Source organism: Roseicyclus amphidinii (assembly GCF_030163755.1).
In the GTDB taxonomy this organism is placed as follows: domain Bacteria; phylum Pseudomonadota; class Alphaproteobacteria; order Rhodobacterales; family Rhodobacteraceae; genus Roseicyclus; species Roseicyclus amphidinii.
In genome coordinates, this window is the sequence record NZ_JASJOE010000008.1 from 35,269 (window position 1) to 48,358 (window position 13,090).

Consider the following 13,090-nt stretch of genomic DNA (forward strand, 5'->3'; position numbering starts at 1 on the left):
CCCACCCTACCGCAGCCGCAATCCCGACCCGCTGTCGAAGTAATACGCATCCTTCGGATCGAAGGTGATGCCGACCTTGCTGCCGGGGCGGGGGGCTTGCTGGTCATGGGCCTCGACGATGATCTTCTCGCCGCCGGGGGTCGTCAGGTAGTGGTAGCTCACCCCGCCCAGCTGCTCGCTCAGGTCGACGGTGTGGCTGTCGCCCTCGGCAAGCCTCAGGTGGTTGGGCCGCACCCCGACCGTCACAGTTGACCCCGCCACGCGGGGCGCGGGCACCGTCACGCCGCCAAGGCCCGGCACATGCGCGCCGGTCTCGCTCACCGTCCCGTCGAAGAAATTCATCGCCGGGCTGCCGATGAAGCCCGCGACGAAGCGGTTGTCGGGGTCGTTGTAGAGGTCGAGCGGCGCGCCGACCTGCTCGATCCTGCCCGCGCGCAGCACGACGATCTTGTCGGCCAGCGTCATCGCCTCGACCTGGTCATGGGTGACGTAAATCATCGTCGCCCCGATCTCCTGGTGGAGGCGGGCGATCTCGACCCGCATCTCGACGCGCAGCTCGGCGTCGAGGTTCGAAAGTGGCTCGTCGAACAGGAACACCTCGGGGCCGCGCACGATGGCGCGCCCGATGGCGACGCGCTGCCGCTGGCCGCCCGAGAGCGCCTTGGGCTTGCGGGTGAGGTAGTCGCCCAGCTTCAGGACGCGGGCGGCTTCGTCGACCTTGGCCTTGATCTCGGCCTTGGGGTGGCCGGTCATCTTCAGGCCGAAGCCCATGTTCTCTTCGACCGTCATGTGGGGGTAGAGCGCGTAGGTCTGGAACACCATCGCCACACCGCGTTCCGCCGGGTCCAGCCGCGTCACGTCGCGCCCACCGATGGAGATCCGGCCCTCGGTCGTTTCCTCCAGCCCTGCGACCATGCGCAAGAGTGTCGATTTCCCGCAGCCCGAGGGGCCGACGAAGACGCAGAACTCGCCATCCTCGATGGTCAGGTCGACCCCGTGGATGACTTGCGTCGCGCCGTAGCGCTTTATGACCTGCTGCAATTCCAGACCGGACATGGCCCTTCTCCCTCCCGTTATTCCGCCGCGGCCGGAAAGCGCCAGTCCTGCGCTTCCGCCGCGATTGCCTCGGCCGCGGCGCGGATGCGCGGCAGGTGGTCCTCCAATGCCTCGAGCGTCGTGCGTGCCGTCGACGAGGTGACCGACATCGCCCCCAGCACCCGCCCCGCGCGGGTCAGGATCGGGTGCGCGATGCAGATGATGCCCGGCTCGTGTTCCTCGCGGTCATAGGCGTAGCCGCGGGCGCGGATCGCCTGCAGCTCGACGCGCAGCGCGGCCTCGGTCGTGTAGGTGTGGTCGGTGAAGCGGTGAAAGCTCTGCTGTGCGATGACGCGCGCAAGCTCCTCCTCGGGGAGGAAGGCGATCATCGCCTTTCCCACCCCGGTGCAATAGGCCGGGCCGACCTTTCCGGCCGCCGAATACATCTCGATCGGATGGCGAGCGTTGCGCTTGTCGACGTAAAGCACCTGTGCCCCGTCGAGCTGGGCGAGGTGGACGGTCTCGCCCGCGGCCTCGGACAGCGCATCGACATGTGGCCGTGCGATGGGTGCCAGCGCCGAGGTTTGCCAGGCGGCATGGGCCAGCCTGACAAGCCGCAGGCCAGGCGCATAGGTCTGCCGGTCGGGGTCGAAATGAAGCATGCCCTGCTTGGTCAGCACCTGCACGAAGCGATAGAGCGTCGCCTTGGGATAGGGCGAGCGGTCCAGCAGTTCGGCAAAGCGCACAGGTCGCCCGAAACCGGCGATCTCGTCCATCACAGCGAGCGCCTTGGCGACCGTTCCTTCCCCGCTGCCGTGTTCCGCCATTCCCGTCGTCCTCCCAAGCCCGCGGGATCCGGCCGCGGGTTTCTAGTTGACAAACCTAGGCAGACCCGCGCTAGGATTTCAACATAAGAAACCAAGTTTCAAATAATGAAACTGAACATTTCGTTCTGGATCAATAGGGAGGACACCATGCGATCCATCTTCAAGACCGGCGCTGCGGCGCTGGCGGCGACCACCATGCTTGCGGGCGCGGCCCATGCCGATGCCCATGCCGCGCTTTCGGGCACGCTGCGCATCGTCTCGGACATGTCGAACCCCGGCCCGCGCGCGACGATGGAAATGCTCGCCGCCGAGTTCGACGAGATGCATCCCGACCTGGAGGTCGATCTGACCATCGTGGACCGCGAGGCGTGGAAGACCCAGATCCGCAACGTGCTGTCGGCTGATCCGCCGGACGTGGTGAACTGGTACGCCGCCAACCGCATGGGGCCCTACGTCAACGCGGGCCTGTTCATGGACATCACCGACTGGTGGGACGCGGGTGACTACGCCGGCCTCGAGTCGGTGCGCGGCGCGCTGACCCAGGACGGTCGCCAGTGGGGCGTGCCCTACACCTACTACCAGTGGGGCGTGTATTACCGCGAGGACATCTTCAACGAGCTGGGCCTGAGCGAGCCCGCGACCTGGGAAGAGGAACTGGCGAACTGCCAGGTGATCGTCGACTCGGGCCGTGCCTGCTACACGATCGGCACCCGCTTCCTGTGGACCGCAGGCGGCTGGTTCGACTACCTCAACATGCGCACCAACGGCTTCGACTTCCACATGGAGCTGGCCCGCGGCGAGGTTCCGTGGACCGACGACCGCGTGCGCCAGACCTTCGCCAACTGGCGGCAGCTGATCGACATGGGCGGCTTCATCGCCGATCACCAGAACTACAGCTGGCAAGAGGCGCTGCCCTTCATGATCAACGGCGAGGCCACGGCCTACCTGATGGGCAACTTCGCGGTCGACCAGCTTCGCAACGGCGGGCTGACCGATGACCAGCTGGATTTCTACCAGTTCCCGATCATCACCGAGGGCCTGCCGCAGGGCGAGGATGCCCCGACCGACACGTTCCACGTCGCCTCCGGCGCGCAGAACGTCGAGGCGGCCCGCGCCTTCCTCGCCTATGTGACCTCGCCCGAGGTGCAGACGCGGATCAACGGGCCGGACAACCTCGGCCAGCTGCCGGTGAATGCGAATTCCTCGGTGGCGGATGACGAGTTCCTCCAGCAGGGCTTCGCCATGCTGAGCCAGAACGCACAGGGCGGCATCGCGCAGTTCTTCGACCGTGACTGGCCGGCCGAGATGGCGTCGATCGGGATGGAAGGCCTGCAGGAATTCATGGTCTTCCCCGACAACCTCGACGACATCCTCGAGCGCCTCGAGGCCGCGCGTCAGCGGATCTACTGATCTTGTGCAACAATGGCCTGCTCCCTTCGCGGGGGCAGGCCAGCCCATCCGAAAGCCGTGGCGGATGCCCCGGTTTCCGCATGGGCCAGACCCGACCGACCAAGCCCGACCGACCAAGGATGTGCCTGCGATGAGTTCCAGCACGACCCCTGCCCTGCCGATGCACGAGATCCGCGCCGAAGCCACCTGGCTTCAGCGCAACAAGATGATCGTCACGCCGCTTCTGTTCCTTCTGCCGGGGATGCTGTTCTTCGCGGTCTACGTGATCTTCCCGATCTTCCAGAGCTTCGGCATCTCGCTCTATCGCTGGGACGGGCTGGGCGAGGCGACCTATATCGGGCTCGCCAACTACGAGGAGTTGCTGACCGACCGCAACTTCGAGATCTCGCTGGTGAACAACGTCAAATGGCTGGTGCTCTACCTGCTGGCCATTCCGCTGGGCCTGTTCATCGCGCTGTTCCTGAACCAGACGGTCGTGGGCATCCGCCTCTACAAATCGCTGTTCTTCTTTCCCTTCGTCCTGAGCCAGGTGGTCGTGGGCCTTGTCTTCAGCTGGTTCTACCTTCCGCGTGAGGGGTTGCTCAACACGATCATCATGGGCCTGGGCTTCGACAGCCTGAACATCCTCGGCGACCCGACGCTGGCCACCTACGGGATCATCGCGGCAGGCCTCTGGCCGCAGACGGCCTATTGCATGATCCTGTATCTGACCGGCCTGAACGCCGTGGACCCCGAGCAGGTCGAGGCCGGTCGGCTCGACGGCGCGAAGGGCTGGAAGATGCTGTGGTACGTGATCCTGCCGCAGCTCAAGCCCGCGACCTTCATCGCCTTCGTCGTGACGATCATCGGCGCGCTGCGCAGCTTCGACCTGATCTCGATCATGACCAACGGCGGGCCCTTCGGGTCCACCCGCGTGCTGTCCTTCTACATGTTCGAGCGCGCGCTGTCCGAGTTCGGCTTCCGCATGGGCTACGGCTCGGCCATCGCGGTGGTGCTGTTCCTGATCATGCTCGTCTTCATCGGCTACTTCCTGTGGCAGATGTGGCGCGACGAGCGCGACGCGCGGAGGGGCTAGGCGCATGTTCCCGACACCCATCGAGAAACGCTCGCGCGCGGCGCGGATCACCTACCAGTCGCTACTGCCGCTGGCGCTGATCCTGTGGCTTCTGCCGCTGATCGCGGTGATGGTCTTTTCCATCCGCCCCTTCTCGGATTTCACGCAAGGCAACTACTGGGGCGTGCCGTCCTCCTTCGAGTTCTTCACCAACTACGGCATGGTCTTCTTCGAGAGCGACATGCCGCGCTACCTGCTGAATTCGGTGTTCATCACGGTGCCCACCGTCATCGGCGCGGTGGCGCTGTCGTGCATGACGGGCTTTGCTCTGGGCATCTACCGCTTCCGCGGCAACCTGCTGATCTTCTTCATGTTCATCGCGGGCAACTTCGTGCCCTTCCAGATCCTCATGGTGCCGGTGCGCGACCTGACGGTCGACATGGGGCTATACGACACGAAACTGGGCCTGATCCTGTTCCATGTCGCGTTCCAGACCGGGTTCTGCACGCTCTTCATGCGCAACTTCATCCGCGCGCTGCCCTACGAACTGATCGAGGCGGCAAGGGTCGAAGGCGTGGCGGAATGGCGGATCTTCTGGTTCGTCGTGCTGCCGCTGATGCGGCCCGCCATCGCGGCGCTGTCGGTGCTGATCTTCACCTTCATCTGGAACGATTACTTCTGGGCCATCGTGCTGACGCAAGGCCCCGACGCGCAGCCGGTCACGGCCGGCATCACGTCCTTCAACTCGCAATTCGTGGCGCAGTATCACCTGATGAGCGCAGGCAGCATCGTTGCGGCGATCCCGCCGGTTGCCATCTTCTTCCTGATGCAGCGCCATTTCATTGCGGGCCTCACGCTGGGAGCCGTCAAATGACCGTCAAGCTGGCCTTCATCGGCGCAGGCTCAACGATCTTCATGAAGAACATCGTGGGCGACATGCTGCACTTTCCTGCGCTGCGCGACGCGCGGATCGCGCTCATGGACATCGACCCCCAGCGGCTCGAGGAAAGCCGCATGGTGGCCGAGAAGATGATCGCCACCATGGGCACCGGCGCACGCGTCGAGGCGACGACCGACCGCGCCCGCGCGCTGGACGGCGCCGATTTCGTCGTCACCGCCTTCCAGATCGGGGGCTATCGCCCGTCGACCGTGATCGACTTCGACATCCCCAGGCAATACGGGCTGCGCCAGACCATCGCGGACACGCTGGGCGTGGGAGGCATCATGCGCGGCTTGCGCACGGTGCCGCATCTCTGGGCCGTGGCCGAGGACATGGCGCGGCTTTGCCCCGGTGCGACGCTGCTGCAATATGTGAACCCCATGGCGATCAACACCATGGCCCTGGCCGAGCGGTTTCCGCAGCTCAGGCAAGCGGGGCTCTGCCATTCGGTGCAGAACACGGTCGAGGAGATCGCCTACGATCTCGACCTGCCCAAGGACGAGATCCGCTACCGCGTGGCAGGCGTGAACCATGTCGCCTTCTTCCTGCGGCTGGAGCACGGAGGCCGCGACCTTTACCCCGTATTGCGCGAGGGCTACCGCACGGGCCGCCTGCCCAAAACGCCGGTCCAACGCCCCCATTGCACCAACAAGGTGCGCTACGAGGTGATGGAGCACCTGGGCTATTTCTGCACGGAAAGCTCCGAGCACCTGGCCGAATATGTGCCCTGGTTCATCAAGGACGGGCGCGAGGACATCATCGCCGAGATGGGCATCCCGCTGGATGAATACCCCGCGCGCTGCGAGATCCAGATGGCGGAATGGACCACGCAGGCCGCATCGCTCAAGGCCGCCGCCGGGATCGAGGTGAAGAAATCCCACGAATTCGCCGCCGAGGTGATGAACGCGATCGTCACCGACACGCCCTATGTCGCCTATGCCAACCTGCCCAACCGCGGGCAGGTGCCGCAGTTGCCGATGGGGGCCGCGGTCGAGACGCCGACTCTGGTCGATGCCAACGGCTGCCAGCCCACCACCGTCACCGACATTCCGCCGCAACTGGTTGCGCTGATGCGGAGCCAGATCAACGTGCAGGAGCTTGTTGTGCGTGCGCTGGTCGAGGAGAACCTCGATCACGTCTACCACGCCGCCTACATGGACCCGCACACCGCCGCCGAGCTGGACCTGCGGCAGATCCGGTCGCTGGTGACCGATCTTCTGGCCGCGCATGGCGACATGCTGCCCGGTTTCGCCCGCACCCGGAGGGCCGCATGACCCCAGTCTTCCCCGACCTTAACGGTAAATCCGTCTACATCACCGGCGGCGGTTCGGGCATCGGTGCCGCGCTGACCGAGGGGTTCCTGCGCCAAGGCGCCAAGGTCGCCTTCGTCCAGCGTTCGGATGCCAGCGCCTTCTGCGACGAGATGGAGGCCAAGACCGGCCACCGCCCGCACGCGATGCGCTGCGACATCACCGACACCGCCGCGCTCAGGGCGACGCTGGCCGAGGCGGGTGAGGTGAACGGGCCGATCACCGTGCTGGTCAACAACGCCGCCAATGACAAGCGGCATACGACCGAGGAAGTCACGGAAGAGTTCTGGGACTGGATGCAGGCCATCAACCTGAAGTGCTATTTCTTCGCGGCCCAAGCCGTGATCGCGGGGATGCGGGCGGCGGGCGGCGGTTCGATCATCAACGTCTCGTCGATCTCCTACATGATGGGCAACGCGGGCTACCCGGCCTACACGACCGCGAACGGGGGGATCACCGCGATGACCCGCAGCCTTGCGCGAGAGTTCGGCCCGGATCGCATTCGCGTCAACGCGCTGATGCCCGGCTGGGTGCTGACGCAGAAGCAGCTCGACCTCTGGGCCAAGCCCGAGGACCTTGCCGCGCATATGGAGCGGATGTGCCTCAAGGATCATCTGAAGCCCGAGGATATCGTCGGCGGCATGCTGTTCCTCGCCTCGGACGCCTCTCGGGCGATGACGGGGCAGGCGCTGGTGATCGACGGGGGCGTGGTGACGACGGGATGAGCGGACCTGCGACATACGCCGACTGGATCGCGGTCGATTGGGGCACAACGCACCTGCGCGCCTGGGCGATCGGCAAGGATGGGTCCCTGCGGGCGACCGCTTCGTCCGATGCGGGCATGGGAAAGCTCTCGCGGGACGGGTTCGAGCCCGCGCTTCTCGATCTTGTAAAAGATTGGCTCGGGTCCGGCCCGACCCCGATCCTTGCTTGCGGCATGGTGGGTGCGAAACAGGGCTGGCAGGAAGCGCCTTACGCATCGGTTCCGGCGAAACCGGTTGAATTGACACCGATGCGCGTGACCGCGGCATCGGATCATCGCCTCGAGGTCTTCATCGTCCCCGGCCTGTCGCAGGCCACCCCGCCCAACGTGATGCGCGGCGAGGAAACGCAGATCGCGGGGTTCCTTGCGCTCGAGCCCGACTTCGACGGCGTCCTCTGCCTGCCGGGCACCCATACGAAATGGGTGCATCTGAGCGCCGGTGAGGTCGTCAGTTTCCAGACCGCCATGACGGGCGAATTGTTCGACCTTCTCAGCCGTCATTCCGTCCTGCGCCATACCGTCGGGTCGGACACGCTCGACCCCGAGGCCTTTGCCGAGGCCGTCTCCGACACGCTGTCGCGGCCCGAGCGGCTGGCGCAAGGGTTGTTCTCGATCCGCGCCGATGCCACGCTGAACGGCACCGGGGCGAGCGTCTCGCGCGCGCGCCTGTCCGGTGCGCTGATCGGGGCCGAGCTGGCCGCCACGCGGCCCTATTGGCTGGGCCAGCAGGTTGTCGTCGCGGGCGCGCCCGCGCTGGCCGATCTCTACGCCCGCGCGCTGGCCGGGCAAGGCGTCAGCGCCCGCGCGCTGGATGCGGGCCCGCTGACACTGGCGGGTCTTGCCCGCATCCGAACCTCTCAAACCGAGCCGAGCCTGACATGACCGACCGCAAGCTGATCGCCATCCTCCGCGGCCTGACCCCGGATGAGGCCTTGCCCGTGGGCGAGGCGCTGTTTTCGGCCGGGATCACCCGGATCGAGGTGCCGCTGAACTCGCCCCGTCCGCTGGAAAGCATCCGCAGTCTTGCCGATCATCTGGGGCAAAAGGCCCTGATCGGCGCGGGCACCGTCACCGCGCCCGACGAGGTGCGCGAGGTGGCCGATGCGGGCGGGCGTTTGATCGTGTCGCCCAATTTCGACGCCGATGTCGTGGCCGAGACCAAGCGCCTTGGCCTGCTCAGTTTTCCCGGCGTGCTGACGCCCGGCGAGTGCTTCGCCGCGCTCAAGGCGCGGGCCGACGGGCTAAAGGTCTTTCCTGCCTTCCAGATGGGGATCGAGGGTTTGAAGGCCGTGCGCGCCGTGCTGCCGAAAGGCACGCAGCTCTACATGGTCGGCGGCGTCGGCCCGGAGGGTTTCGCCGAGTGGCTGGCGGCCAGCGCCGATGGCTTCGGCCTCGGCTCATCGCTCTACAAGCCGGGGATGGAGGCCGAAGAGGTGCACCGCCGCGCGCTTCGCATGGTGGCGGCGTGGGATGACGCGACGAAGGGCATCGCTGCATGAGTGTCACCGTCTACGATGACCGCGCCTGCATCCTTGGCGAGGGGCCGCTGTGGCACCCCCAGCGCGGGCAGCTCTTCTGGTTCGACATCATGGGCAAGTGCCTGATGACCCGCGACGCCGATGGGCCGCGGGAGTGGTCCTTTGACCGGCATGTCTCGGCGGCGGGCTGGGTCGACGCCGACACGCTGCTGGTGGCGACGGAAACCGATCTTCTGCGCTTCTCGCTGACCGATGGCAGGGCCGAGCATCTGACGCCGCTCGAGGCCGACAACCCCGTCACCCGCTCCAACGACGGTCGCGCCGACCCGCAAGGGGGCTTCTGGATCGGGACGATGGGCAAGAATGCCGAGGAAGGGGCGGGCAGACTCTACCGCTATTGGCGTGGGGAACTGCGCCCCCTGCGCGACGGCATCACCATTCCCAACGCCACCTGTTTCGCGCCCGACGGGCGGACCGCCTATTTCGCCGATACCGCCGCGCATCTCGTCTGGCGCATCCCGCTTGATGCCGACGGCTGGCCGGAAGCGGCGTGGGAGGTGTTCCTCGACCACCGCGAGAGCGGCATCAACCCGGATGGTGCCGTCGTGGATGCCGCGGGGCATCTGATTGTCGCTGAATGGGGCGGGGCGCGGGTGGCGCGTTATGCGCCGACGGGTGATCTTGTAGAAGAAATTACCTTGCCCGTGCCGCAACCGACCTGTCCGGCCTTCGGAGGCCCTGATCTGTCCACGATCTACATCACCACTGCGTTGCTGGGCCTGCCCGGCGATGCGATGGATGTCGCCCCGCTGTCGGGGCAGACGCTGTGCATCGAAACCGGTTGGCGCGGGCAGGCAGAACACCGGGTGATCCTGTGACCCTCAAACGCACGCTCGGCACCTGCTACTACCCCGAACACTGGCCCGAGGAGATGTGGGCCGAGGATGCGCGCCGCATGGCTGATCTGGGTCTGACCTGGGTCAGGATCGGTGAGTTCGCCTGGTCGAAGCTGGAACCCGCGCCGGGCGATCTGCGCTTCGACTGGCTTGAACGCGCAATGGACGTGCTGCAGGGCGCGGGGCTCAAGGTCGTGCTGGGCACCCCCACCGCCACGCCGCCGCGCTGGATGCTGGACCGGCACCCCGACATGCTGGCCGTCGATGTCGAGGGGCGGCCCCGCGGCTTCGGCTCGCGCAGGCACTACTGCTTTTCCCATGACGGCTACCGGGCTGAGAGCGTGCGGATCACGACGCTTCTGGCAGGGCGTTTCGGCGGCCGGGTCGAGGCGTGGCAGACCGACAACGAATACGGCTGCCATGACACGATCTACAGCTACTCCGACGCCGCCCGCCGCGCCTTCCGCGACTGGCTGGCGCAGAGATACCAGTCGCCCGATGCGTTGAACCGGGCATGGGGCAATGTCTTCTGGTCGATGGATTACGACAGCTTCGACCAGGTCAACCTGCCGAACCTGACCGTGACCGAGCCGAACCCCGCTCATGCGCTGGACTTCCGGCGCTTTTCCTCCGAGCAGGTCGCGCGGTTCAACGCGGCGCAAGTGGCGGCGATCCGCAAACATTCGGACGCGCCGATCAGCCACAATTACATGGGCCGGATCGTGGAGTTCGACCATTTCGCCCTTGGTGCCCAGATGGAGATCGCCACCTGGGACAGCTACCCGCTCGGCTTCCTCGAGGACCGTCTGGAAGAAACACCCGAGCACAAGCGCCACTACGCCCGGCAGGGCGACCCGGATTTCCAGGCCTTTCACCACGATCTCTACCGCGCGGTGGCCGCGCAATTCCCCGAGGGTGACACGCCCCGCTGGTGGGTCATGGAGCAACAGCCCGGCCCGGTGAACTGGGCCCCGTCGAACCCCGCGCCCGCACCCGGCATGGTGCGGCTCTGGACGTGGGAGGCCTTTGCCCATGGCGCGGAATGCGTCAGCTACTTCCGCTGGCGACAGGCCCCCTTCGCGCAGGAGCAATACCACGCGGGCCTCCTGCGCCCCGACAGCGTCGAGGCCGAAGGCTTTGCCGAGGCGGCCGAGGTGGCCCGCGAGCTGGCCGACGCGCCCGAGGTCGAGATCGCACAAGCGCCCGTGGCGCTGGTCTTCGATTATGCCTCGGCCTGGGCCTGGGCGGTGCAGCCGCAGGGGCAGGGCTGCGACTACTTCCGGTTGGTCTTCGAAATCTACCGGGGACTGCGCAAGCTGGGGCTGTCGGTCGATATCCTGCCGCCTGACACCGCGCGGCTGCACGGCTATGCGCTGGTCCTCGTGCCGGGGCTGATCACGCTGACCGATACGCTGATGGGCGCGCTTCAGACGACATCTGCGCAGGTCATCCTCGGCCCGCGGACCAACGCCAAGACCGCCAACCTGTCGATCCCCGTGCCCCTGCCGCCTGCCCTGCCGGGCCTCGACGTGACCGTGTCGCGCGTCGAGACGCTACGCCCCGACATGCCCGTCGCCATGGAGGGCGCGGGGCATGTGACGCTCTGGCGCGAACAGCTGGAGGGCGGGGCCGACGTGATCGACCGCGATGCCGAGGGGCAACCGGTGACCATGCGTGCGGGAAACCTGACCTATCTCGGCGGCTGGCCCGACCCGGACCTCCTGCGGCACCTGTTGCTCGGGGCCTGCGCCGAGGCGGGCATTCCCACCATCGACCTTCCGCCTGACATCCGCGTCCGGCAGGCAGGCACCACCCGGTTCGTCTTCAACCACGGGCCGGGGCCGGTAACCTTCGAGGGGGCGACGCTGCCGCCGGCCGGTGTCGTGCGACAGACCACCGGCGCGGCGTAGGTCGGCGTCACTCGACGAGATAGGCCAGCCGCAAGCCGCCCCAGTGCCGCCCCATCACGGTGATCGGGGCCGAGACGTCCTTCATCATGCGGAACTCGCCGTTGCCCATGTCGCGGCGATAGGCCTGCAACAGGAAGGCCCGCGTGCTGCGCGCGGCACCAAGCCCCACGCGGTCGTCGAAGACGCGTCGGTTGCGGCTGTTGGCCGTGTTCCACGCGGTTTCGCCGGGCCGCTGCGGGTGGCTGAACTTGTTATTGTGGGTCGGGATAAAGCCGTTCCGGTCGATCGCGGCGCAGAACACGACGTTATGGGCGAAACCCAACATCGGCTCTTGCAGGGCGGGCAGGACGGCATCGGTGAAGGGAACGAAGCGCGTCATCATCTGCTGCGGGTCCGTGCCGGGGATCGGCCGGTAATTCTCGTCGAACAGCGCATCGAGCGAGATCGCCCCCTTTTCGACCGCTTCCGCGAATATCTTGGAGATCATCCCGGCCACGCCCTGCACGGCTTCGATATATGCACTGTCGACGGTTCGCACCCCAAGCCGGGCGGACATGCCGGTGATGGCCTCGGCGCTGTCGGTGATCTGCAACAGCGTGTCCGATGCCGCCGAAAGATGCGCGGTCGAGGTCTCGACCGTGCCGCTGAGCGCGCCGACATCGCCCAGTGTTTGCGTGATCGCATCGCCGATGATCTGGGCCGAGCTGCTGATCAGGGTCTGTTTCGAGCGCACGTCGGACAGGGTTGCCGGCAGTTCCTCGATCTCCGAGCCGATGGTCGCGGTCTTTGTCCGCAGGTCATCGGCGATCTGCGTCGCGTCGGCGACCTCCTCCATCACGCGGTGCAGTTCGGCCGAGAGTTTCTCGACCGTTTCGCCGATCTCGGCGGTGGCGGTGCTGGCCTGCGTGGACAGGGTCTTCACCTCGCCCGCCACGACGGCGAAACCGCGCCCGTGGACGCCCGCGCGCGCGGCCTCGACCGCCGCGTTGAGCGACAGGAGGTTGGTGTGCCGGGCGATGCCCGCGACATGGTCCGAGACCTTGGCCACGCGGCCCAGCGTATCGGCCACCGTGCCAAGATGGGCGTTGATCGCGCTGACCTGTTCGGTCAGCTGCGTGACGCGTGCCAGCATCTCCGACAGGCGCACGGTGGTGTCGGCCACGCGGTGCTCGGCCGTGCCCGAGGCCTCGAGCGCCATGTTCGCCGCGTCAAGGACGCGGTCGCTGTTTGCCGCCATGTCGGTCATGCGGTCGCGGATCACGCGGAACCCGTCACGCTGCTGAACGGCGTGGACAGACACGTCCTGCACCGCGCCCGCCACCGAGGCAATCGTGACCGACAGGTCGCCCACGCGGCGCGCGATATCCGACAGGGCTTCGCCCTGCTTCTTGTCGAGTGCGACGACACCAACCGCCTGCCCGTCGACCGGGGGCTTTGCTTCAAACATGTTCCCGTTGCTCCTTGTTC

12 protein-coding genes are annotated in these 13,090 nt (G+C 66.5%); 9 read left to right on the forward strand and 3 right to left on the reverse strand.

The genetic code is table 11. The annotated features are described in order from the left end of the window. Positions 1-6: 6 nt before the first annotated feature. Both QQK83_RS04450 and QQK83_RS04455 read right to left on the reverse strand, forming a co-directional pair. Positions 7-1,056 carry an ABC transporter ATP-binding protein gene (locus QQK83_RS04450; protein WP_284262075.1) on the reverse strand — a complete coding sequence of 350 codons (1,050 nt, stop codon included), beginning with the start codon at positions 1,054-1,056 and terminating at the stop codon, positions 7-9. Between the two features lie 17 nt (positions 1,057-1,073). Beyond that, on the reverse strand, positions 1,074-1,862 hold the full coding sequence (locus tag QQK83_RS04455) for an IclR family transcriptional regulator (protein ID WP_284262076.1): 789 nt from the start codon (positions 1,860-1,862) through the stop codon (positions 1,074-1,076). A 147-nt stretch (positions 1,863-2,009) separates the two neighbouring features. On the opposite strand from QQK83_RS04455, the gene QQK83_RS04460 reads away from it, so the two are divergent. The 9 genes from QQK83_RS04460 to QQK83_RS04500 all read left to right on the forward strand — a co-directional run bounded on the left by QQK83_RS04460 (position 2,010) and on the right by QQK83_RS04500 (position 11,623). Then, positions 2,010-3,272: an ABC transporter substrate-binding protein gene (locus QQK83_RS04460; protein ID WP_284262079.1), complete on the forward strand. Its 1,263-nt coding sequence runs from the start codon at positions 2,010-2,012 to the stop codon at positions 3,270-3,272. A 160-nt stretch (positions 3,273-3,432) separates the two neighbouring features. Then, entirely contained in the window at positions 3,433-4,347 is a 915-nt protein-coding gene (locus tag QQK83_RS04465; protein WP_417750330.1) for a carbohydrate ABC transporter permease, read from the forward strand. A 4-nt stretch (positions 4,348-4,351) separates the two neighbouring features. Then, on the forward strand, positions 4,352-5,200 hold the full coding sequence (locus tag QQK83_RS04470; protein WP_284262083.1) for a carbohydrate ABC transporter permease: 849 nt from the start codon (positions 4,352-4,354) through the stop codon (positions 5,198-5,200). Then, positions 5,197-6,540, forward strand: a complete 1,344-nt coding sequence (melA, locus tag QQK83_RS04475; protein ID WP_284262085.1) for an alpha-glucosidase/alpha-galactosidase — start codon at positions 5,197-5,199, stop codon at positions 6,538-6,540. Before QQK83_RS04470 ends, melA begins: the two co-directional genes overlap by 4 nt. Then, a complete protein-coding gene (locus tag QQK83_RS04480; protein ID WP_284262087.1) occupies positions 6,537-7,301 on the forward strand; it encodes an SDR family NAD(P)-dependent oxidoreductase in 765 nt (254 codons plus the stop codon). Before melA ends, QQK83_RS04480 begins: the two co-directional genes overlap by 4 nt. Continuing rightward, positions 7,298-8,221 (forward strand): 2-dehydro-3-deoxygalactonokinase, encoded by a 924-nt coding sequence (locus QQK83_RS04485; protein ID WP_284262088.1) that lies wholly within the window; start codon positions 7,298-7,300, stop codon positions 8,219-8,221. Before QQK83_RS04480 ends, QQK83_RS04485 begins: the two co-directional genes overlap by 4 nt. Next, entirely contained in the window at positions 8,218-8,838 is a 621-nt protein-coding gene (locus QQK83_RS04490) for a 2-dehydro-3-deoxy-6-phosphogalactonate aldolase (RefSeq protein WP_284262089.1), read from the forward strand. The genes QQK83_RS04485 and QQK83_RS04490 overlap by 4 nt, the downstream gene beginning before the upstream one ends. Further along, positions 8,835-9,695, forward strand: coding sequence for an SMP-30/gluconolactonase/LRE family protein (locus tag QQK83_RS04495; protein ID WP_284262090.1), 861 nt, complete (start codon positions 8,835-8,837; stop codon positions 9,693-9,695). Before QQK83_RS04490 ends, QQK83_RS04495 begins: the two co-directional genes overlap by 4 nt. Continuing rightward, positions 9,692-11,623, forward strand: coding sequence for a beta-galactosidase (locus QQK83_RS04500; RefSeq protein ID WP_284262091.1), 1,932 nt, complete (start codon positions 9,692-9,694; stop codon positions 11,621-11,623). Before QQK83_RS04495 ends, QQK83_RS04500 begins: the two co-directional genes overlap by 4 nt. A 7-nt stretch (positions 11,624-11,630) precedes the next feature. Here the strand turns inward: QQK83_RS04500 and QQK83_RS04505 are convergent, their stop codons facing one another. After that, positions 11,631-13,070 carry a methyl-accepting chemotaxis protein gene (locus QQK83_RS04505; protein WP_284262093.1) on the reverse strand — a complete coding sequence of 480 codons (1,440 nt, stop codon included), beginning with the start codon at positions 13,068-13,070 and terminating at the stop codon, positions 11,631-11,633. Positions 13,071-13,090 lie beyond the last annotated feature (20 nt).

Excerpts from the sequence above, each read along its gene's own strand:
- QQK83_RS04460 (WP_284262079.1), top strand. The coding sequence starts at position 2,010 with ATGCGATCCATCTTCAAGACCGGCGCTGCGGCGCTGGCGGCGACCACC.
- QQK83_RS04455 (WP_284262076.1), bottom strand. The coding sequence starts at position 1,862 with ATGGCGGAACACGGCAGCGGGGAAGGAACGGTCGCCAAGGCGCTCGCT.
- QQK83_RS04505 (WP_284262093.1), bottom strand. The coding sequence starts at position 13,070 with ATGTTTGAAGCAAAGCCCCCGGTCGACGGGCAGGCGGTTGGTGTCGTC.
- QQK83_RS04450 (WP_284262075.1), bottom strand. The coding sequence starts at position 1,056 with ATGTCCGGTCTGGAATTGCAGCAGGTCATAAAGCGCTACGGCGCGACG.
- QQK83_RS04470 (WP_284262083.1), top strand. The coding sequence starts at position 4,352 with ATGTTCCCGACACCCATCGAGAAACGCTCGCGCGCGGCGCGGATCACC.
- QQK83_RS04490 (WP_284262089.1), top strand. The coding sequence starts at position 8,218 with ATGACCGACCGCAAGCTGATCGCCATCCTCCGCGGCCTGACCCCGGAT.
- QQK83_RS04485 (WP_284262088.1), top strand. The coding sequence starts at position 7,298 with ATGAGCGGACCTGCGACATACGCCGACTGGATCGCGGTCGATTGGGGC.
- QQK83_RS04480 (WP_284262087.1), top strand. The coding sequence starts at position 6,537 with ATGACCCCAGTCTTCCCCGACCTTAACGGTAAATCCGTCTACATCACC.
- melA (WP_284262085.1), top strand. The coding sequence starts at position 5,197 with ATGACCGTCAAGCTGGCCTTCATCGGCGCAGGCTCAACGATCTTCATG.
- QQK83_RS04465 (WP_417750330.1), top strand. The coding sequence starts at position 3,433 with ATGCACGAGATCCGCGCCGAAGCCACCTGGCTTCAGCGCAACAAGATG.
- QQK83_RS04495 (WP_284262090.1), top strand. The coding sequence starts at position 8,835 with ATGAGTGTCACCGTCTACGATGACCGCGCCTGCATCCTTGGCGAGGGG.